The sequence below is a fragment of the Tahibacter sp. genome, assembly GCF_032229445.1.
GTDB lineage: Bacteria > Pseudomonadota > Gammaproteobacteria > Xanthomonadales > Rhodanobacteraceae > Tahibacter.
On the sequence record NZ_JAVTWC010000101.1, the window covers coordinates 98,872 to 118,963 of the forward strand.

At 67.1% G+C, this 20,092-nt stretch carries 17 protein-coding genes; 7 read left to right on the forward strand and 10 right to left on the reverse strand.

Annotated features, from left to right (window positions below):
- Entirely contained in the window at positions 1 to 1,308 is a 1,308-nt protein-coding gene (locus RUU78_RS17355; protein WP_313918722.1) for an SDR family oxidoreductase, read from the reverse strand.
- 144 nt (positions 1,309 to 1,452) lie between these two features.
- Here RUU78_RS17355 and RUU78_RS17360 point away from each other — a divergent pair, with 144 nt between their 5' ends.
- The 3 genes from RUU78_RS17360 to RUU78_RS17370 all read left to right on the forward strand — a co-directional run bounded on the left by RUU78_RS17360 (position 1,453) and on the right by RUU78_RS17370 (position 3,974).
- Entirely contained in the window at positions 1,453 to 2,244 is a 792-nt protein-coding gene (locus tag RUU78_RS17360) for an undecaprenyl-diphosphate phosphatase (protein ID WP_313918723.1), read from the forward strand.
- Positions 2,245 to 2,453: 209 nt separating this feature from the next.
- Positions 2,454 to 3,275, forward strand: a complete 822-nt coding sequence (locus tag RUU78_RS17365) for a BON domain-containing protein (protein ID WP_313918724.1) — start codon at positions 2,454 to 2,456, stop codon at positions 3,273 to 3,275.
- A gap of 198 nt (positions 3,276 to 3,473) precedes the next feature.
- Positions 3,474 to 3,974, forward strand: coding sequence for a low affinity iron permease family protein (locus RUU78_RS17370; RefSeq protein ID WP_313918725.1), 501 nt, complete (start codon positions 3,474 to 3,476; stop codon positions 3,972 to 3,974).
- Between the two features lie 40 nt (positions 3,975 to 4,014).
- Here RUU78_RS17370 and RUU78_RS17375 read toward each other — a convergent pair whose 3' ends face one another.
- From RUU78_RS17375 to RUU78_RS17385, 3 genes are all read right to left on the reverse strand, one after another.
- Positions 4,015 to 5,142, reverse strand: coding sequence for a hypothetical protein (locus tag RUU78_RS17375; protein ID WP_313918726.1), 1,128 nt, complete (start codon positions 5,140 to 5,142; stop codon positions 4,015 to 4,017).
- A 276-nt stretch (positions 5,143 to 5,418) separates the two neighbouring features.
- Positions 5,419 to 5,562: an entericidin A/B family lipoprotein gene (locus tag RUU78_RS17380; protein WP_313918727.1), complete on the reverse strand. Its 144-nt coding sequence runs from the start codon at positions 5,560 to 5,562 to the stop codon at positions 5,419 to 5,421.
- A gap of 74 nt (positions 5,563 to 5,636) precedes the next feature.
- Positions 5,637 to 6,185, reverse strand: coding sequence for a hypothetical protein (locus RUU78_RS17385; RefSeq protein WP_313918728.1), 549 nt, complete (start codon positions 6,183 to 6,185; stop codon positions 5,637 to 5,639).
- Positions 6,186 to 6,386: 201 nt separating this feature from the next.
- Between RUU78_RS17385 and RUU78_RS17390 the strand changes: the two genes are divergently transcribed.
- Together RUU78_RS17390 and RUU78_RS17395 are read left to right on the forward strand one after the other, a co-directional pair.
- Positions 6,387 to 8,540, forward strand: coding sequence for an ATP-binding protein (locus RUU78_RS17390; RefSeq protein ID WP_313918729.1), 2,154 nt, complete (start codon positions 6,387 to 6,389; stop codon positions 8,538 to 8,540).
- Positions 8,540 to 9,655, forward strand: a complete 1,116-nt coding sequence (locus RUU78_RS17395) for a hybrid sensor histidine kinase/response regulator (RefSeq protein WP_313918730.1) — start codon at positions 8,540 to 8,542, stop codon at positions 9,653 to 9,655. The genes RUU78_RS17390 and RUU78_RS17395 overlap by 1 nt, the downstream gene beginning before the upstream one ends.
- Positions 9,656 to 9,695: 40 nt before the next feature.
- Here the strand turns inward: RUU78_RS17395 and RUU78_RS17400 are convergent, their stop codons facing one another.
- Positions 9,696 to 11,498 (reverse strand): SLC13 family permease, encoded by a 1,803-nt coding sequence (locus RUU78_RS17400; protein WP_313918731.1) that lies wholly within the window; start codon positions 11,496 to 11,498, stop codon positions 9,696 to 9,698.
- A gap of 281 nt (positions 11,499 to 11,779) precedes the next feature.
- Between RUU78_RS17400 and RUU78_RS17405 the strand changes: the two genes are divergently transcribed.
- Positions 11,780 to 14,644, forward strand: a complete 2,865-nt coding sequence (locus RUU78_RS17405; RefSeq protein WP_313918732.1) for a TonB-dependent receptor — start codon at positions 11,780 to 11,782, stop codon at positions 14,642 to 14,644.
- A gap of 336 nt (positions 14,645 to 14,980) precedes the next feature.
- Here RUU78_RS17405 and RUU78_RS17410 read toward each other — a convergent pair whose 3' ends face one another.
- The 3 genes from RUU78_RS17410 to RUU78_RS17420 all read right to left on the reverse strand — a co-directional run bounded on the left by RUU78_RS17410 (position 14,981) and on the right by RUU78_RS17420 (position 16,059).
- Complete coding sequence (locus RUU78_RS17410) at positions 14,981 to 15,178, reverse strand: CsbD family protein (protein ID WP_313918733.1); 198 nt, start codon at positions 15,176 to 15,178, stop codon at positions 14,981 to 14,983.
- A 41-nt stretch (positions 15,179 to 15,219) separates the two neighbouring features.
- Positions 15,220 to 15,657: a PA2169 family four-helix-bundle protein gene (locus RUU78_RS17415; protein WP_313918734.1), complete on the reverse strand. Its 438-nt coding sequence runs from the start codon at positions 15,655 to 15,657 to the stop codon at positions 15,220 to 15,222.
- A gap of 240 nt (positions 15,658 to 15,897) precedes the next feature.
- A complete protein-coding gene (locus tag RUU78_RS17420; protein ID WP_313918735.1) occupies positions 15,898 to 16,059 on the reverse strand; it encodes a DUF1328 family protein in 162 nt (53 codons plus the stop codon).
- A 211-nt stretch (positions 16,060 to 16,270) separates the two neighbouring features.
- Here RUU78_RS17420 and RUU78_RS17425 point away from each other — a divergent pair, with 211 nt between their 5' ends.
- A complete protein-coding gene (locus tag RUU78_RS17425) occupies positions 16,271 to 17,641 on the forward strand; it encodes a sigma-54 dependent transcriptional regulator (RefSeq protein ID WP_313918736.1) in 1,371 nt (456 codons plus the stop codon).
- A gap of 84 nt (positions 17,642 to 17,725) precedes the next feature.
- Here RUU78_RS17425 and RUU78_RS17430 read toward each other — a convergent pair whose 3' ends face one another.
- Positions 17,726 to 19,039: an aspartyl/asparaginyl beta-hydroxylase domain-containing protein gene (locus RUU78_RS17430; RefSeq protein ID WP_313918737.1), complete on the reverse strand. Its 1,314-nt coding sequence runs from the start codon at positions 19,037 to 19,039 to the stop codon at positions 17,726 to 17,728.
- A gap of 25 nt (positions 19,040 to 19,064) precedes the next feature.
- Positions 19,065 to 20,092: sulfotransferase (locus RUU78_RS17435; protein WP_313918738.1), on the reverse strand; the 1,028-nt coding region annotated here is incomplete at its 5' end.

A 20,092-nucleotide genomic window follows, 5' to 3' on the forward strand; every position in this document is an offset into this window, starting at 1 on the left:
TCATCTCCTGTCCGAGAGCACCCAGAGCACGGCCAGCGCCGGCACCAGCACGAGATTCTTGGCCAGACCGCCGAGCGGATCCAGCCACAGCACCGGCAGTGCCGCGCCGAACGCCACCGTATACGTGCCCAGCAAAGCCAGCATCACGACAGTCGCGCGGCGCGGCTGCCGGCCGCTCATCAGCCACAGCGCCAGCAGCAGGTCGACGCAACCGGCCACGCGCGCGAGCGCGACCGGCCAGGTCTGCGCCAGCCAGCTGCCGGCCGCAAGACGTTCGATGTCGGCCGCCGGTGTGATGAACCCGGCCAATGCGGAGAGCAGCCAGAGCGCGATGACCGATAGGCGCAGCACCGGCGCGAGCAGATAGAGCCGCGCATGCCAGCGGTCCTGCGCCTGGCTGGGTCGTCTGGCAAGTACCTCGGGCAACGCGCGCGGAGCGTATCCGAAGGCGTCGATGACCTGCTGCCGCTGCGCTGGCGCAATGTCCACGCCACGCTGAAGCATCCGCCAGGTCGCCGCACCGAGCGGTCCGCGCCCGACCCATTCGCCAATCCGCACGGCAATGCCGATGCAGCGCTCGGGGATGCCGACGACCCGGCGTCCCGGCACGCGCAACCATGCCCGCCAATGCCGCTGATAGTCGCGCAGGCTCAACGGCGCAGGGCTGCCGATCTCGAACACGCCGCGGGCCGGTGCCGTTAACGCGCGCACCACCAGTTCGGCCATATCCTCGGCCGCACACGGCTGTAAGCCCCAGCGCCCATCGCCGGGCAGCGGCAGAAACCCGGGAAATCCGGCCAGCGCACGCAGCAACGAGCTGCCGCCGTAGGAGCCCGCGGTCGAGTAGACCACCGACGCCCGCAGCACCACGGCCTGCAGCGGCAGGGCCAGCAGCGCGTCGTCGAAGCGATGCTTGGAGGCGATGAACTCGCCGTCGGCCGGCTCGCCCAGTGCGGAGATCTGCACGAAACGGGCGATGCCCCGGCGCACGCAGGCCTGGGCGAGCGCGAGCGGCGCGTGCTCGTGGATATCGGCAAGTCGGTCGGGTCCGCGGTCGCGCAGCAGGCCTGCGGCGTTGACCACGGCGTCGATGCCCTCGAGCAGCGGCAGCCAGTCGTCCACCGTCTGCAGCGCGGCGAGGTCGCAGGCACGCTCGTCGACGGCGAGGCACGGCCTCGAACGCACGCCGCGAATCACCTGCCAGTCGACGCTGCGCAGTGCGGCGACGATGAATCCACCGATGAAGCCGGCCGCACCGAGTACGAGCACGGTGCCGCGCGGCGGACCTTCGGCGCTGTGGTCAGACATCAGGCGGACGATCCGGTAGGTGCGGCAGGCACGACGGGACCGCGAGATTACTCCAGGCGACCCAACGGCGGCGCCGCGCAACGCCCGGCAGGAACTCGCTAAGCTACGCGGCCTCGCCCAGACCGCCGCACCGCACGCACGCGCATGAACGAAATCCTCAACGTCACCCTGCTCGGCATCATCGAGGGCATCACCGAGTTCCTGCCGATTTCCAGCACCGGTCATCTGCTCATCGCCGAGCACTGGCTCGGCGCGCGCTCGGACCTGTTCAACATCGCGATCCAGGCCGGCGCGATCCTCGCGGTCTGCCTGATCTACCGCGAGCGCCTGTGGCAGCTGGCCAGCGGCTTCGGCGATAAGGAACAAAGGGACTATGCTGCAAAATTGGCACTGGCCTTCGGCATCACCGCGGTGCTGGGACTCATCGTTTCCAAGCTCGGCTTCAAGCTGCCGAGCGAAATCACGCCCATCGCCTGGGCGCTCGTGATCGGCGGCATCTGGATATTGCTGGCCGAACGTTGGGTAGCAAACAAGCCCGAGGTCACCGCCATCGCCTGGCATACGGCAGCGCTGGTGGGGCTGCTGCAGGTCCTTGCCGGCGTGTTTCCCGGCACATCGCGCTCCGCGGCGACGATCTTCGTCGCGCTGCTGGCCGGGACCACGAGCCGTGCCGCTGCGACCGAATTCGCGTTCCTCGTCGGCATCCCGACCATGTTCGCCGCCTCGGGCTACGAGCTCATGAAGACGCTGAAGCAAGGCGAGATCCACGAGGACTGGGACCTGTTGGGCATCGCGTTCGGGGTGTCCTGCATCACTGCGTTCGTGGTGGTGAAGTGGCTGCTCGGCTACATCCGCACCCACTCCTTCACCGCATTCGCGTGGTACCGCATCGCGCTGGGCCTGGCCTTGCTGGTGGGTGTCGCCAACGCGACCTGAGCCGCCGCCGTCCGCGTGATATGCAGGCAACCCGCGGTTTGCATAGAACACCGCAGGGGTTCTGGCAGATCGCCCGATCCCGCGCTCACGCTCGTCAGGTAGCTGATTGTTTATGCGGTGAATTCTCCCGGTGGTGTGGATGGCAAAGAGCTTGCTGCATGGGGCTGCTCGGGCCACCTGAGCCCGCCACATCGATTTGGGAGATCTCCATGAACGTCATCAAGCCGCTTGCACTGGCCACCCTGCTCGCCTTCGGCGGCGCCGTCGCGCTGCCGACCACCGCCGCCGACAAGCCGGTCGAGCAGAGTCTCAGCGACGCCAACAAGGAAGGCCGCATCTGGGCCAGCTTCGCGCTGAACCGACATCTGAACCCGTTCGAATTTGACGTCGCCGTGAACCGTGAAACCGCGACGATCAACGGCACGGTGGATGAATCCATCGACAAGGATCTGGCCGAGCAGGTCGCGCTTGGGGTCAGCGGCATCACGAGGGTCGTGAACAACGTCAAGGTCGATCCGGACTGGGCGCCCAAAGCGCGACCCACCGGCGAACGCAGCTTCGTCGAGGCGGCCGAAGACGCCACCATCACCGCCACGGTCAAGAGCAAGCTGCTCTGGAGCGAACATACCGACGGCCTGGACATCAACGTCGATACGAACAACCGTATCGTCACGCTGCGCGGCAAGGTGCCGACGGCCGAAGGCAAAGACCTCGCCGGACGCTATGCCAGCAATACCAGTGGCGTGCGCAAGGTGAACAACGAGCTTGCCGTGGCCGGCGATGCCAAGCGCGGCGGCAGCAGCTCCGAGCAGCCGGTCACCGATACCTGGGTCACGGCCAAGGTGAAATCGTCGCTGACCCTGTCGCGTCCGCTGATGGACGAGGACATCGACGTCAAGACGACCAACGGCGTGGTCACGCTCAGCGGTCAGGTCGAAACCAGCCAGGAAAGATCGATGGCGATTGAGATCGCCGACAACATCCGCGGCGCCAAGAAGGTCGAGGCCGACGCGCTCAAGACACGTCGCTGATCGAGCGCCGGGCGAGCGACCGGTGTCGCCCGCGCTGCGACACCGCCGCCGTTCCATCGCATGCAGCACCCACCACAGGGGCTGCGTTTTGCGGCGGCCACGCGTCACACGCCGTGGCTGCCGCCTTTTTTGCCAGGCGCGACGTCTCCCACGCGCAGACGTAGGCCGCCATCGGTAGACCGTCATCGGGAGGATCGCGTGAGCACGTCAGCGGAACAGCCCACCCTGGGGCGCACCCTGCGGCGCGACAAGCGCCGCTCGCTGTTCGACCGCGCCGCCGGCACGATCACGCACGCGGTCGGTACGCCGACGGCGTTTGGCCTCGCGCTCGGAGCGATCCTGCTCTGGGCCGCGAGCGGTCCGCTGTTCGGCTATTCCGAGACATGGCAACTCGTGGTCAATACGGCGACCACGATCGTCACGTTTCTCATGGTGTTCGTGATCCAGCAGTCGCAGAACAAGGACAGCGTCGCGCTGCATCTCAAGCTCAACGAGCTGCTGGCCTCGCATCGCCACGCGAGCAACCGCCTGATTGCGATCGAAGAGCTCGATGAGACCGAGCTCGCGGTTCTGCGCTCGTTCTATTGCCGGCTCGGTGAACTGGCCGCGCACGAGCGCGGCGTACACGAAACGCACTCGCTGGACGAAGCGATCGAAGCCGATCGCGAAAAGCGCGAGGGACGCGACCGGTCGCTGTGACGCCGGCAGTGACGGGACCGCATTCGGGCTCCAGCATGCCCTATTCGAAATCGTCGGCGAACAACGCATCCGGCAGCGAAAGCTCGACCACGTCCAGTCCGGCCGGTGCGCTCGTTGTCGCGTGACTGGTCAGCACGCTGGCGATTGCGGGGCCGATCGCGGTCGAGGTCGGCGCGAAGACACGGATGCGGTTTTCCAGCGAGTCCGCAACATACAGCCGGTTGCGCGAATCGAAGGCCATGTACATGACGTAGGGATCCGCGGGCGCGCTCTGGTCCGTGCCGACCAGCGACAACCCGCAGCCGCTGTCGACCGCATATACACTGAATCCGTTGTCGTCGCTGCCCATGGCGGCCAGCGTACCGTCCGCGCTGATCGCGCCGTAGCGCGCCTGCGCCACGTTGGGCGCCGTGCTGGTCAGTGTCAGGAAACCCTTCGTGTCGACGCGGACGCCCTGGCTCACGAACGCGTTGCCGACCGCGAGGATGCCGCAGCCGTTCAGTGCGAAACGAACCCCGCGCGCGCTGCCGACGGCCACCGTGTTCACCGGCGAAGTGGACGGCAGGCGCGTGGTGGCGTCGATCGCGAAACAGCCGACGGTGCTCGACGTGCGCCCGGCCAGGCACAAATGAGTGCCAGGACCGCTACCGATGACCCAGGCGTCCACGAGGCTGAACACACCGCTCAATGCCACCGTGCCAGCGGCTGTCGCGGTCACGACGCCGCCGTTGCACGTCACCGTGAATACGAACACGGTCGAGGTGCCGTACAGCGGTACGTACAGTGCTCCGCCGTCGGGCGACCACGCCAGCGCCTCGGTGTCAGGTCCGGTCGTGAACGGCGATCCCGCCACCGGCGCGATGGCGTTGCCAGGACCCATGGCGTAGACCGTCACGTTGCCGTCGTTCGTCTGCGCGATGCGGGTGCAGCCCGGCGTCGCCGAGCGGTGCGCACGCACCTGGGCAAAGTAGAGATAGTTGACGTTTCCCGGCGTCGTGCCGCCGCTGGGCACTTCGGGCCTGAACGCCACCGTCGAACCGTCGAACACCCCATTGATCAGGGCATTGGGATTGTCGTTCGCACCGGCGAGCACGAGCACGTCCTGTGCCATGGCCGGCGCAAGGCCGATGCCGGCCGCCAGCAACACCACCCACCGCGCGTATCGCATCCTGGAAATCTCCCTTGCCGTCGTTGCGTGGCTGGCGATGCAACATCGCTCGCGTGCGCCCCGCACTGACTCTATGGATCGCGTGCGGGAAACGGAAAACACGATGGGACGGAACACGGGAATACGGTGACCGGACGCACGATGGTGTGGACGAATGACACGAGCCTTTGCTATCGCATCTGCATCGCCCACAAAAAAAGCCCCGACCATCGCTGGCCGGGGCTCCCGTGTCGTGCTGCGAGGTGGCGCAGCGGACGCGATCGATAGCGCTACACGTTACTTGCCGGATGCATCCTGGATTTCCTCGCCCACCTTTTCGACGTCCTTGCCCGCGCCCTTGACGGTATGGCAGGCGGTCAGCGAGCTGGTGCCGATGGCGACGAGCAGCAACAGGGCAACGGTCTTGAGCATGGCTTTCATGGCGATCTTCCTGTGAATAGGTGTGGACGAACAGCTTTGTTACAGCATCTGGAATCCGGGACTGGACGGCGTGATCAGCCCGCGTGCGCAGTCAGCGAATCGGCTTCGCGCAGACGTTCGTCACGACGCGCTTCGGCAGCAGTGACGGCGGCGTCGTAGTCGGCCTTCGCCTTGGACTGACAGCTGTCCTTGGCGTCGCCGGTCAGCGCATCGCAACGCTGTTCGGCCACTTTCTGCGCCGCCGCCGCGTCGGTCTTGGCCACGTCATAGTCGGCCTTGGCCCGCGTGCGCAGGACTTCCGCTTCTTCCTTCGTGATCTTGGTATTCGCCTTGTCCACGGCGGTGCCGACTTCCTTGTTCGCGTCGGCGCGCTGATCGCCAGCCGAGCGCTCGGCCGCATTCAGGTCCTTGTTGGCCTCGGCCTGCGTCTTGGCCAGGTCGGACTGAGCCGCGGCCACATCCTTGTTGGCCTCGGCGCGTACATCCTGGGATTTCTGAGTCGCTTCGGCCTGGGCCTTGGCGACATCAGCACGTGTCTTGGCGGGATCTTCCGGTCGGTCGCAGGCGCTCAGCAGCAGGGCGGCGGCAAGACTGGCACACAGCAACAGCGGTTTCGTATTCATGACGACTCCATCAGGTTCAGTGACGTACAGTCGTATGATTCAGACTTCGTGCCAGCCCCAGCAACGACGCAAGCTACTGATTTTTATAGAACACGAAGATCTCTCGGGTTGCACTAGTCCCACTACACGGCGTCGAAGCCATGCACATTGCATGGCGCCGCGCTCATCCGCCGACCCTTGCTAACTGCCTGGAGTACGTTCTTGGCCGACGACCTCGCGCCCAACGTCGCCGAATCGCCCGACTGGGACGGCTGGCAGCGCTATCTCCTGCTGTTCGCGCTGACCCTGCTGCTGCTGCTCGGTGTGGGCTGGGCGGCACTGAGCACCGGTGCCCAACTCGGCGTCACGTTGCGCGAGGTCACTCAGCTGCAGGAAGCGACCAAGCGCCTGACGATCCTGCTGGCGCATACCGTGGATCTGGAAACCGGCCAGCGCGGCTATCTGCTGACCGGAGAAGAGCACTATCTGCAGCCCTACCGTGACGCCGAGGCCGAGATCACGTCGGATTTCCGCGCCGTCGACAAGGCCCTGCGCGAATACCCCGAAGCACTCGAGGAACTCAGCGCGATCGAGAATGCACTGGCGAACAAGCGCGGCGAGATCGCGACTTCACTCGCGGTGTATCGCCAGGATGGACCCGACAAGGCGCTGACTCTGATGCGCTCGGGCTTCGGCAGCCAGATGATGGACGACATCCGCCGCTCCATCGGCAAGCTGACCCTCGATACGCGCGGCCTGATCGCCGAGAAGCAGTCCCACCTCGAGAAGGCCATCGCACAGCGCAACGTGTCGATCTTTTCCGCGCTGGGCCTGGCCATCGTCGCGAGTCTTGCGGGCGTGGTGCTGCTGCGCCGGCATCTGAGCGCGCTGCGCCAGGAACGCCGCCAGCGCGCGCGCGCGGAGCGCTCGGACCGGGCCAGCCGCGAGAAGAGCGCGTTCCTGGCCAACATGAGCCACGAGATCCGCACGCCGCTCAATGCAATCTTCGGCTTCGGCCAGTTGCTCTCGGAACGCGTCAGCGACGCCCAGGACAAGCGCTACGTCGATGCCATCGTCACGAGCGGCCGTTCGCTGCTGGGACTGATCAATGACGTGCTCGACCTCTCTCGCATCGAGGCGGGCAAGCTCGACGTGCGTCCGGCGCCGATGAACGTGCGCGAGCTGATCCAGAGCGCGCAGCTGGTGTTTTCGCAGCTTGCCGCCGACAAGGGCCTGCGTCTGGATGCGCGCGTGGATGCCTCGCTGCCCGACGGCGTCGAGCTGGATCAGGCGCGTCTGCGCCAGATGCTCTTCAACCTCGTCGGCAACGCGGTCAAGTACACCGACCAGGGATTCGTGCGGATTCGCGCCAGCGCGACGCCGGATCCCGACGATGAGCTGCGCGTGACCCTGCTGATCGAAGTCGAGGACAGCGGTGTGGGCATCGCGAGCGCCGACCTCGAAAGCATCTTCGAACCGTTCACCCAGGCCGCAGCCGACGCGAACCAGCGCGAAGGCACGGGCCTGGGTCTGTCAATCTCGCGGCAACTGGCCCACCTGATGGACGGCGAGATCGGCGTGGACAGCACCCCCGGCCAGGGCTCGTGCTTTCAGATACGCCTTCCGCGCGTACCACTCGCCGTACTCGTCGATGCCGCACCCGTGGTGAACGCGCAATGGCAGTCGCTGCCGCCACTGACCATCCTCGTCGCCGACGATGTGGCTTTGAACCGGCAGCTGATCGAGGCGCTGTTCCGCGGTTCGCCGCATCGCCTCATCATGGCCGAGGACGGTGTACAGGCCGTGGCCCTGACGCGCGTGCACCGGCCGGCCATCGTGCTGATGGACGTGCGCATGCCGCATCTCGACGGCGCGGCGGCACTCGAGCAGATCCGCGTCGATCCCGATCTCGCGCATACGCCGGTGATCGCGGTGACGGCGTCGAGCCTGCTCGATGAGGAAGCCCAACTGCGCGAGCGCTTCACCGGCTACGTGCGCAAGCCGATCACGCGCGAGTTGCTGATGGCCGAACTGCTGCGCGTGCTGCCGCCACCGCAGGCCGGCCCGACGCCGGCGCCAGCCGACGAGGCGCCGCAGCAGCCCGAGGCCGTAGCCGAGGTGCTGGCGGAACTGCAGCGGCTCGAAGACGATACCTGGCCGCGCGTGCGCGACTCGCTCGCGGTGCGCGAAACGACCCGCCTGGCCGAGCAGGTGCTGGTGCTTTCCGGGCTCTGCGGCTCTGCACCGCTGGAGCGCTATGCGCGCCGCCTGCAATCGGCCGCCGCGCAGTTCGACCCGGCGGCGCTCGAATCCACGCTGCTTGATTTCCCCCACCAGCGCGCCCAGCTAGCCGCGCATTTGCAGGACACCGTCTGATGCCGCTTTCCGCTCCCGCGCGCGAGCCTCTGGTTCTCATCGTCGATGACCAGGCCGCCAACATCCAACTGCTCGGACAGATGCTGTCCGACGCCGGCTACGAAGTCATGCCGGCCAGTTCGGGCGAGCAGGCGCTCGCGCGGGCGCAGGCACGCCAGCCCGACCTGGTGCTGCTGGACATGATGATGCCGGGCATGGACGGCTTCGAACTGTGCCGCCGCCTCAAGGCCGATCCCAAGCTGCTCGAGGTGCCGACGATCTTCCTGACCGCCGCGACCGAGCGCGAATTCCTCGTGCGCGCGTTCGAGCTCGGCGCGGTGGACTACATCACCAAGCCCTTCGTGGCGGAGGAACTGCTGGCGCGCGTGCGCACCCATGTGAACCTCAAGCGTGCCACCGAACACCTGCGCCTGATCGTGCGCGAACGCGACGACGTCACCGCCATCGTCGCGCACGACCTGAAGAATCCGATTTCCAACATCCGGTTCGCCGCGCAGATGCTGCGCCGACCCACCATCACGCCAGAACGGCATGCGGGGCTCGTGGACGACATCGTCAGCTGCTGCGACGAGGCGATCGAGTTCGTGCAGCGCTTTCTGCAGCGCCGCGCCGCGATCGAGCGGGTGCGCGCGCTGGATTCGGCCGTGGTCGACCTCGGCCAGATCGCCGACCGCGCGATCGCACGGCAGCAGGCCGCGGCGGAGGCGCGCGGCGTGCGCCTGGTCCGCGGCGGCCGGCCGCTTGCGGCGCAAGGCGATCCGGCCGCGCTGCGCAACGTGCTGCAGAACCTCCTCAGCAACGCGATCCGCTACGCGCCGCCGGGCTCCAGCATCGACGTGCAGCTGGACTCGGACCGGCCGGGCTACGCGCGCGTGTTCGTGATGGACCGCGGCCCGGGCATCCCGGCATCGGAGCGGGCCAAGCTGTTCCAGCGCTTCGCGCGCATCGCGCATGTCGACATCGACGCGGACGAAAGTCTTTCCACCGGCCTGGGCCTGGCCATCGCGCGCGACGACATCGAGCAGATGGGCGGCTATCTGTGGTTCGAACCGCGCGCCGGCGGCGGCAGCGTGTTCGCGTTCGAACTGCCGCTGGCGCAGTCGGCGCAGGCGTAGGCGTTTTCGGCCACACCGGGACGAACGCTCCGTGCGCGGCTCATCGAACCGCCGGCCATAGCCACAAGGAAACAAAGGCCGTAATGAACGCGAACAGTACCGTGAGCGGTGCGCCGACCCGAAAGAAGTCGCCGAAACGGTAGCCGCCCGGCACGTAGACCAGCAGGTTGCCGTGATGGCCGAGCGGGGTCAGGAATGCCGCGACGGCGCCGATCGCGAGGCTAGCGACCAGGGCTTCGGGCTGCAGCTGCAGCGGCTCGGCCATCCGCGCGACGATCGGCGCAAGCAGCACGACGGTTGCGGCATCGGACAGCACCTGCGTCACGATGGCGCCGGCGCTGAACACCAGCAGCAGGATCCAGAACGGCGAGAAGCCATCGAGCAACGGCACGAAATGTGCGGCCGCGAGGGTGGTCAGGCCGGTCTGTTCCAGCGCCGCGCCGAGCGCCAGCGCGCCGGCGATGAAGGCGATCACGCGCAGTTCCAGCGCCGCGTAGGCTTCTTCCGCGCTGAGACAGCGCGCCATGACCACGCCAATCGCACCGCTGAGGAAGGCGACGTGCACCGGCAACAGTTCGGTCGCAGCGCAGACCACGCTCGCGGCGAGAATGCCCAGCGCCCACCAGACGCGCGAACGGCGCAGGCGCCGCGCGCGGAACGGCAAGGCCATGAGGAATTCGCGCTGCGACGCCAGCGTGTCGAGCTGCCGCGGCTCGCCCCACACCACGAGCGTGTCACCGGGCTGCAGACGCACGTCGGACAGTTCGCCGCGCATCCAACCGTCCCGCCGCCACAACCCGACGACGATGACGCCGTAGCGCTCGCGGAAATCCACTTCGCCGAGCGCGCGTCCGGACAGGTAGGAGCGCGGCGCAATCACCAGTTGCGCGAGGCGCTCGTCTCCGAACTGCTCGGCCGTCTCCCCGCCGCCGCTTTCACCGTACTTGGCGACCGCGTGCAGGGCCAGGCCTTTTTCGTCGGCAATGTCAGCCAGACCTTGCGGCGTGGAGCGCACCAGCAGCACATCGCCGGCCTCGATCGCGCGATCTTCGCGGCCGTGGCGGATCGGATCACCGCCACGCAGCCAGTCGACGACATCGAAACGGTTGCGGTAGCGCTCCGCGAGTGCGGCCAGCGTCAGGCCGACCTGCGGCGCACCGTCGAGGATCAGGATCTCGGTGTAATAGTCTTCGAGCGCAAAGCGTGTCGCGCTGCTTTCGCCCGCGACGCGATCGGGCAGCAGCCAGCGGCCCGGAAGCACCATGTAGATCAGGCTGCAGCCGACCAGCGCCATGCCGATCGGCGTCAATGAGAAGATGCCGAACCCTTCGCGCCCGGCTTCCTGCAGCACATGGTCGGCGACCAGGAAGGCCGGGGCACCGATCAAGGTCAGCGTGGTGCCGATCGACGCCGCGAGCGACACGGGCATCAGCAGCCGCGAGGCGGGAAAGCGGCCTCGCGCGGCCACGGTGCCCGCGATCGGCACCATCAGCGCGGTGATCAGCAGATGGTGGGTCAGGGCCGACAGCAGCGCCGCGGCCAGCATCAATACCAGCAGTCCCCAGACCATGCGCGTGCCGGCGACGCGGGTGACCCAGCTGCCGAAGCGTTCGGCCAGGCCGGTATTGACCACCGCGGCGGACAACACGAACGCACCGATGACCGCGACCACCGGTTCGCTGCCGAAGCCCTTGAGCGCCTGCTCGGGCGTCAGCACCCCACTGCCGATCAGCACGACGAGCGCGCCGAGGGCTACGAGATCCGAGCGCATCCATTCGGTAATCAGGAGCAGCAGGACCACGCCGATGACGACGAGGCAAATGATCTGTGGCGGGTTCAGCATGAGGCAGGCGACTCCGTTCGGTCCGACGTGGTGCGGTACCGCCTCACGATAACAGCCACGGCCCGGCCACTGCTGCAATGCAGCTCGCGTGCAGCCCTTCGCCGGTCCCAACGCCCGTTCCTGTTTCGCGCAGCGCAGCACGGCTGGCGCGACGAAGTGCGCACACGACCTACTAGGATTTTGTTCGTACGAAGGCTTTCCTAGTTGTCGTCCGTTTGGCTACCATCCGTCGGCCGCGCAATTTTTGATACATGGTCGACTTGGGGAGAAATTCGATGGTAGTGAAACCGCTCCGCGCCGTATTCGTCGCCGCGCCGCTGCTGGCACTGGCCTGCTCGCAGGCGCTCGCGCAGCAGCTCAAGGTCGACGGCGAGGCGATCAGGCTCGAGAAAGTCGACGTCGTCGGCTCGCATCTGCGCCGTGTCGACATGGAAACCCAGCATCCCGTACTGGTCATCGAACGCGAGGCGCTGTTGCGCACGGGACTGACCGACATCGGCGACATCCTGCAGACCGTCACCAGCAACGGCCAGACCCTCAATCGCAACATCAACAACGGCAGCAACGGCGAAGCGCGCCTGAATCTGCGCAGCCTTGGCGACAACCGCACGCTGGTGCTGCTCGATGGACAGCGTCTGGTTTCGGGACTGGAAGGCGCCGTCGACCTGACCGCGATTCCGCTGGCCCTGGTACAGCGTGTCGAGGTACTGCGCGACGGCGCGTCGGCCATCTACGGCTCGGACGCGATTGCCGGCGTCGTCAACATCGTGACGCGGCGCGACTACAGCGGCGGCGAAGCCAGCGCTTACTTCGGCGAGAATTCCTACAACGACGGCCAGCGCCGCGCCTTCGACCTGACCTACGGCGCCAAGGGCGACGGATGGAACGTGGCCGCCGGTGCGGCCTACAGCAAGGACGAACCGATTTTCGCGCGCGACCGCGCCATCTCGCGCCTGCCCTATTCCGGCCTGCCGCTGGAAGCGACCGGTTCGCTGACGACCCCGTATACGCGCTTCATTCCGGAATCCGGCCAGGGCTTCCTGCGCCTGATCGACGGCCGCCCGGGCACGTCGATCGACGACTTCCGTCCGCTCGATCCGGCGACCGACGGCTACAACTACACGGTGCAGAATTATCTGCAGACGCCGCAGGAGCGTCGCGCGCTGTTCGCCCGGGGACGCTACGAGTTCAGCCCACGGCTCGCGCTCAGCGCGAACGTGCTGCGCAACGAACGCCGTTCGTCCCAGCAGCTAGCCGAACCGGTGGTGTCGTTCTCACCATTCCTGCTGGACGGCGCCGGCAATCCGGTCGCCATTTCCGCGGACAATGTCTACAACCCGTTCGGCGAGACCATCGTCTTCGGCTCGCGCCGCTTCACCGAGGCCGGACCGCGCCGCTTCGAACAGGATGTGGACACCACGCGCCTGAGCGTCGGCCTGGACGGCGCCTTCGAACTCGGTACCCGCGATTTCACGTGGGGCGTGAACTACAACGCGACGCGCGCCGACCAACGCGAGTTCGTGTCGCCGTACGCCGACAACAGCCGTCTCGCGCTCGCGCTGGGGCCGTCGTTCCTCGATGCGGCCGGCGTCGCGCGCTGTGGCACGCCCGGCGCGGTGGTAGCCGGTTGCGTGCCGTTGAACCTGTTCGGCCCTCCTGGCGCGATCACGTCGGACATGCTCGACTACGTCGGCATTTCAGCGCACAACCGCAAGCGTTCGGATACGCGTGATCTCGTCGTGCATGCGGAAGGCGACCTGTTCGAGCTGCCCGCCGGCCCAGTCGGCCTCGCGACCGGCTACGAGCATCGCAAGGAGAGTGGCTACAACCGGCCCGACGCCGTCATCGCGAGCGGCAACGCGAACGGCACCGGTGTCACCTACGATGCAACCGAGGGCAGATACACCGTCGACGAGGCCTTCGTCGAGGTCAATCTACCGCTGCTCGACAACCAGCCTTTCGCGCGCCAGCTCGACGTGTCGCTGGCCTCGCGCTACTCGGACTATTCCGAATTCGGCGGTACCACCAACTCGCAGTTGGGCCTGCGCTGGAAGCCGGCGGACGATCTGCTCGTGCGCGCGAATATCGCCGAGGGCTTTCGCGCGCCCAGCCTGTTCGACCTCTATTCGGGCGCCTACGACAGCATCGGCGAACTGCCCGATCCGTGCGCGGCGGAGAATTCGCCGTCGGCCGCGACGCTGGCGCGCTGCCAGGCCGCGGGCGTGCCGGTCGGCGTGCAGCAGGGCGAGGCCTACGTCACCTACGGCGCGAACCGCAATCTGCAGCCCGAGCGCGCGCTGTCGCGCTCGTTCGGCTTCGTCTATTCGCCGCAATGGCTCGAAGGGCTCGAAGCGACGGTCGACTGGTATCGCATCCAGATCCGCGACGCGATCGGCAACCGCTCGCCCGAGGCCGTACTGGCCGACTGCTACGAGCGCGGCGACGCCGCCGCGTGCGCACGCATCGGGCGCGCGTCCGACGGCAGCCTGCTCAGCGTGCTCGCGAACGCGCAGAACCTGCCGGGCGGCCTCGAGACCGAAGGTGTGGACTTCGGCATCACCTATCGCCACGCCACCGACGTGGGCAACTTCGTCGTCGCCTGGGACAACGCGTACGTCGACTACTACGGCGAGCTGCACCAGCCCGCGCGAAACACTCTGCTGTCCGATGGCACGCTGGCGCAGGGCAACGTCGTTGCCGACAACCGCACGCCGGGGGGTTTCTACACGGTGGTCTGGCGCCTGCGCTCCAATCTCAGCCTGCAGTGGCAGCGCGACGTGTGGAGCGCGTCCGTGGGCGCCCGCTATTTCTCGCCGGGTGACGAGGACTGCAGCATCGTCACCGAGATTGCGGAATACCTCGAGCAACCCAACCTCAACCGACTGTGCTCGAACCCGAACCGGCGGATTGACATCGACGGTTCGGGCATCGCGTCGCCGGCGCCGCAGAATCGCGTCGGCAGCGTGACGTATTTCGATCTGGAAGCAGGCTGGCAGACGCCATGGAATGCGAAGTTCACGCTCGGCGTGCGCAATGCGTTCGATCGGGATCCGCCGGTGGCCTATTCGACGCAGTTCAACTCGTTCTTTGCGGACTACGACGTACCGGGCCGGTATTGGTACGCGAGCTATCGCCAGCGGTTCTGATCACACGCTGCCGCAGGAACTCGCCCTCGGCACGAAAAAAAGCGGCGACGCAGGGGAACGTCGCCGCTCTGGACTCGCACGTGCGCCCCTTGGGGTGGGCGCGTGCTGCGCCGCTTCACAGCGGTGCTGGACCGGTCGGTCGGGGAAGGGTGAAACATGACCGGTCCGCTTGGGGAAATCGACGTCCATGTCCCGGATAGTGCTTCCTTGCTGACCGCCTCGCGGCGGCCCGCCCTGTACCTGCCACGCGCCACGCCGTTGGAACGCGGCAGCGACGACAGGAACAGCGTGTTACCACTTGACGCTGCGTGCTTCCTGCACGCGAGCTTGGGTGTGTTACATGCGGCTTTCGAAGTCCTTTACCTGCTTCTCGGCCTCGTCCTTGGCCCAGCCGTAGCGTTCCTGCAGCTTGCCGACAAGATATTCACGATGACCATCGGCCACGCCGAGATCGTCGTCGGTGAGCTTGTTCCACTGCACCTTGGCCTGCCCGGTCACCTGCTTCCACTTGCCCTTGATGATGTCCTGGTTCATGACAGCTCCTTGTGAAGATGTGGATCAGATTGCGTTAGCGTTCAGGCAGCCAGACGGCGCTTGAGGTCGCGCATTTCGTCATGGGTGCGCTTGATCTCCGGATAGTGGCGCTCGGCGATGCGACGCAGTTCCATGTCCTCGCTCTGCGTCAGCTCGTCGCGGAACGCCTCGAGGATGCGGTCCTCGGTCTGTTCGAGCTGGGCGACGTAGATCGACTCGGCATCGCTGCTCATGCTGGCGCGCACGTCGGCGTAGAACTTCCGCAGCGAGCCGAGCAGCGTGCCGCCTTCCGGGGCGGTCTCGCCATGCGAGGCCAGACGCGCCGAAAGATCGCTCGCGATCGCCTGCTTCTGCTGCGCCATGCGCTGGAAAAGATTGGCGTAGGCCGGGATCTTCACCTTCGTTGCGGCTTCGCTGTAGAACTTCTCGCCGTCGTTCAATAGCTCGATGAGGTCTTTGAGGTTGCTGGTGGTGCTCATGGTTTCTCCTGGGTTCTGCGGGGTGGTCGGGCCGCCATCCGATGCGACCGGGCGTCCTTTCGGGGACGCCGACCTTTAGGGAACTTCCAAACAAGGCGCTTTTCGCTTCCGATTCCGGAGCCCCCGTGAGTCCACGGCGCGGCCAGATGCCTGCGCTGCAGGTATATGGCCGGGTTGTGGAGATCGGGTGCTGAACGCAAACGCGATGGTCGCGGGGCTTGTTCAGGGGTTGCTTACTGACTAGACGCGTCGGCGGCCAGCAATCAGCGAGATCACGAACAGCACCAGGAACACGAAGAACAGGATCTTGGCGATGCCTGCGGCGGCGCCGGCGATACCGCCGAAACCCAGCACGGCCGCGATCAGGGCGACGACTAAAAACACAACGGCGTAATGCAACATGGGTTATCTCCTTAGGCTTGCTTTCCGCGTCGCACTTCGATGCCGCCGCGGTCGAAGCTATACAGTCAATCCCCGTGCCACCGTTCGATCTGGAATTTTTTGCTGATATTTCATAGCCTTGGACTTTGCTCGCGCGGCCGCCCTCGCGGCGGATTGCAGGAAAGCGCCAGGCGCCCGTGCAGACTGCAAGGGCTTTACCCATGGGATCGCAATGAACGAAACCGCTACTCCCCGTGAACGCGTATTACTGATCGACGACGACGCCACGGTGCTGCGCAACTTCCGCCTCTGCCTGGAGGACGAGGGCTATCAGGTCAACACCGCGCCGAACACGAGTTCGGCGCTGGCCGCGGTCGCGCGCAGCGTGTTCGACGTCTGCATCCTCGATCTGCACATCGGCGAGGAATTCGGTCTGGACCTGTTGCCGCAGTTGCGCGCCGCGGCGCCGTGGATGCGCGTGATCATGGCCACGGCCGAGTCCGACGCGGCGATCGCCGTCAGCGCCATGCGCGCCGGCGCCGCCGACTATCTGATCAAGCCCTGCGAACCGGAGAAGCTGCTGCACGCAGTTGCGCAGCAGATCCAGGCCCGGCGCATGGAACGGCGCATCGACGAGCTGGAATCCTCCCGCACCGAATCGCTGCCGGATCTGCTCGACAGCGCCAACCCGACCATGAGCCGGCTGCTGGAAATGGCGCGGCAGGCGGCGGACACCGACGCGACCGTGCTGATTCTCGGCGAGAGCGGCACGGGCAAGAACGTGCTGGCTCGCAACATCCACTTGTGGAGCATGCGGCGCAAGGCCGCTTTCGCGACCGTGAACTGCCCGTCGCTGTCGGCGGAGCTGCTGGAAAGCGAACTGTTCGGCCATGTCAAAGGGGCCTTCACCGGCGCACACGACCATCGCCAGGGTCGCGTGCAGGTGGCCGAAGGCGGCACGCTGTTTCTCGATGAAATCGGCGAATTTCCGTTGTCGCTTCAGCCGAAATTCTTGCGCTTCCTGCAGGACCGCGAGTACGAGCGCGTCGGCGACCCGCGCACGCGCGTGGCCGATGTGCGCCTGATCGCCGCGACCAATCGCGACCTTGCGACCGCCGTGATCGAGGGCACCTTCCGCAACGACCTGTACTACCGCCTCAACGTGATTTCGCTGACTGTGCCGGCTCTGCGCGAACGCCCGGAAGACATTCTCAACATCGCCAACAAGCTGCTGACGGGTCTCGTCGCCCGCTATCGCCGGCCCGCGCGACGCTTCACCGACACGGCGCGCAACGCGCTGCTCGCGTATTCCTGGCCCGGCAACGTGCGCGAGCTCGCGAACGCGATCGAACGCGCCGTGATCCTGTGCTCGGGCGAGGAAATCGCCTATGAGCACCTGCCGTTTGCGACATCGGGCGTCGCCGCCGCGAGCCTCGCCAGCGCCACGCCGCGCGCCGGCGATCCGGTCACGATCGAACAGCTGGAACGCGCCCACATCGAAGCCGTGCTCGGCGCTACGCCGACGCTCGACGTCGCCGCCAAGCACCTGGGCATCGACGCGTCGACGCTGTACCGCAAGCGCAAGTCCTACGGGCTGGGTTGAATGCCGGTCGGCGGAGACCGGCGACGCGGAGCGTGATGTGCGCCGCGCGCACAGGCGCGGCAGCGGCAATGCTGTCGCTTCGCGTCAGCGCACGCCAACCCTTTGGTTGAAGTCGCCGATCACGCCAACCAGCGCGGTCAACGCCTCGCGCTCGGGCGCGGTCAGGTCCGGGTGCCAGGTATCAAGAATCAGCACGACGCGCGTGCGGTCGCTGCGGTTCCAGGCCTCGTGTTCGTAGGTGTCGTCGAACACCACGCAGCGGCCTTCCTGCCAGACGTGGTCGATGCCGCCCACGCGCAGCGCACAGCGCTCCGGCACGATCAGCGGCAGATGCGTGACCAGCCGCGTATTGGTGACACCGCGATGCGGCAGGATGTGCGCGCCGGGCGTCAGTAGCGAGAACAGCACTTCTGGCGCGTGTTCTCGGATGCGCACGATCGGCAGCGTGTCGAGGACGCCCGTGGTGACCGGGCAGCGCGCGCAATTGTCCTCGCGGCGCTCGCCGTGACGGTAGAAGAAGAAACCGGTCCAGGCCGACTGGCCTTCGCGGCCGCGCAAGTAGTCCTCGACGCGCGCGTCGGAATCAAAGCGCAGGAACGGTTCGAAGCCCTGCTCGGCGGCCAGCAGGTTGACGAGCTCGAGGCGGATCGCGTCGGTCTGCGCTTCGAGCGCCTCCAGCCAGGGAAACCGTGCGCGCTCGAAGTAGGCCTGCGAGGCGATGTCCGGAAAAAACAGGAACAGCGGCCGCTGCGCCGGATTGGGGTACTGCGCCGGCCGCTCGCCGAGGTAGATCGCGAGCGCGGCTTCCACGCGGCGCATCGCCTCAGCACCGAAGCGCGCACGCAGCGGCGCGACGGCGCCGTCGAACAGGGCGTGACGGCCCTGATCGACATAGCGCATTGCCGCCAGCACGGGCTGGCGCAGTCCCGGCGGAGTGCTCGCCTCGCTGAGCCATTCGCCGCGTTCCTGTGCCTCGCGCAACGCGCGGAAATATTCCGGCAGCGCCTCGTCGTCGCGCTGCAGCTGCTGCAACACCGCGGCCAGATGAAAACGCGCGAGGAAATAGCCCGGCGACCGCGTGACCGCCGCGCGCAGCTCCTCCACGGCGGCGTCCAGCCTGCCGGCGCGGCGATAAGCCTGGCCCAGATTCTTCAGGGTTTCCGCATCGTCCGGCGCCACGCGGCGCGCGCGCTCCAGCAGCGCGATGGCCGGGTCGGTCTGCTGCCGCGCGAGCGCGCACATGCCGAGGAAATTCAGCGCTTCGGCCAGATCCGGCTCGGCGTCGACGACCCGCAGGAACAGCTGCTCCGCTTCGGCAATGCGACCCTGCGCAGCGGCGGTGCGCGCCGCTGTGATCTGCGCCTGCAGGACCGGCGGCGGGCTGGCGGGTGCATTCATGCGGGAGGCATCTCGGCGTAGGCGGTCAGCGCGGCAGCGTGAGTTCGGCGAACGGTGCGGCCAGTACTCCCGTATAGGCTTGCCAGCGACCCGGTGCAAGGCCGATCGACAACCCGCCCAGGCCGCGCTGCACCGCACCGGCGATGAGTTCGGTCTGGCCCAGCAGCTGCGCCAGCGCCACGCCCTGGCCGGCCGGATCGGCCAGCACCGCGTCCGCGTTGATGCGCAGCACGCGCAGGCCGTCCACCGTGTCGCACGCTGCAAGATGCTGATGGGCCGCGTTGAGCCAGCGCGCCGCGGCGACCGGATCGTGCAGGGCGAAGCCAGGCATCCAGCCGTAGGCGAGCCAGTTCAGCAGCAGGTCGCGCGGATCGCGTTCGACAATGACGATGCTCGCGCCCGGGAAGGCCTGGCGGATCAGCGGCAGGAAGCGCGCGTCCCAGCGCACGAGCCAGTCGACGGTGCGCGCCTGCCCATCCGCGCCGAGGCGCTGTGCCTGGGCGAGCCATTCGTCGCGCACGGCCTGGGCGGTCGCGGCATCGATGCCTTCATTCCAGCGCGCGAAGTCCGGTTCGGAAAACGCGTCGCGGCGCACGGGAGCGAACGCGCGGTCACGCAGCAGCTTCACGCCGGGCTGCTGGTGCAGCAGCGCCGCGACGCGTTCGACCATGCTGCCGGGCAGACCGACCAGGAAGATCGGCGGGTTTGCGAGCGCCGCTGGTGCGGTTGTGGCCAATGCCTGCGCGAACGTGGCGGGCAGCGGTGCCTGCTCGTGGATCTGCACCGGCAGCGTGGACTGGGATTCGAGCCACGCCGGCGCGGCGATATGCACCTCGTTGCGGCGGTCGGCAAGGATGCCGAACTGGTGCGCGGCCTGCATGACCTGCAGCGGCGCGAGCGTGAGCGAACGCAGCGAGTCGAGCAGCGCGACCGCGTCGGCGTCACGGCCTTCGCGCTGGGCCGAGCGCGAACGCAGCAGGATCAGGTCGGGATCGTCCGGCAACGCCGCGGCGACCCGGCCAGCGAGCGTATCGGCGCCAGCGGTGTCGCCGA

Excerpts from the sequence above, each read along its gene's own strand:
- RUU78_RS17355 (WP_313918722.1), bottom strand. The coding sequence starts at position 1,308 with ATGTCTGACCACAGCGCCGAAGGTCCGCCGCGCGGCACCGTGCTCGTA.
- RUU78_RS17360 (WP_313918723.1), top strand. The coding sequence starts at position 1,453 with ATGAACGAAATCCTCAACGTCACCCTGCTCGGCATCATCGAGGGCATC.
- RUU78_RS17365 (WP_313918724.1), top strand. The coding sequence starts at position 2,454 with ATGAACGTCATCAAGCCGCTTGCACTGGCCACCCTGCTCGCCTTCGGC.
- RUU78_RS17375 (WP_313918726.1), bottom strand. The coding sequence starts at position 5,142 with ATGCGATACGCGCGGTGGGTGGTGTTGCTGGCGGCCGGCATCGGCCTT.
- RUU78_RS17380 (WP_313918727.1), bottom strand. The coding sequence starts at position 5,562 with ATGAAAGCCATGCTCAAGACCGTTGCCCTGTTGCTGCTCGTCGCCATC.
- RUU78_RS17385 (WP_313918728.1), bottom strand. The coding sequence starts at position 6,185 with ATGAATACGAAACCGCTGTTGCTGTGTGCCAGTCTTGCCGCCGCCCTG.
- RUU78_RS17395 (WP_313918730.1), top strand. The coding sequence starts at position 8,540 with ATGCCGCTTTCCGCTCCCGCGCGCGAGCCTCTGGTTCTCATCGTCGAT.
- RUU78_RS17400 (WP_313918731.1), bottom strand. The coding sequence starts at position 11,498 with ATGCTGAACCCGCCACAGATCATTTGCCTCGTCGTCATCGGCGTGGTC.
- RUU78_RS17410 (WP_313918733.1), bottom strand. The coding sequence starts at position 15,178 with ATGAACCAGGACATCATCAAGGGCAAGTGGAAGCAGGTGACCGGGCAG.
- RUU78_RS17415 (WP_313918734.1), bottom strand. The coding sequence starts at position 15,657 with ATGAGCACCACCAGCAACCTCAAAGACCTCATCGAGCTATTGAACGAC.
- RUU78_RS17420 (WP_313918735.1), bottom strand. The coding sequence starts at position 16,059 with ATGTTGCATTACGCCGTTGTGTTTTTAGTCGTCGCCCTGATCGCGGCC.
- RUU78_RS17425 (WP_313918736.1), top strand. The coding sequence starts at position 16,271 with ATGAACGAAACCGCTACTCCCCGTGAACGCGTATTACTGATCGACGAC.
- RUU78_RS17430 (WP_313918737.1), bottom strand. The coding sequence starts at position 19,039 with ATGAATGCACCCGCCAGCCCGCCGCCGGTCCTGCAGGCGCAGATCACA.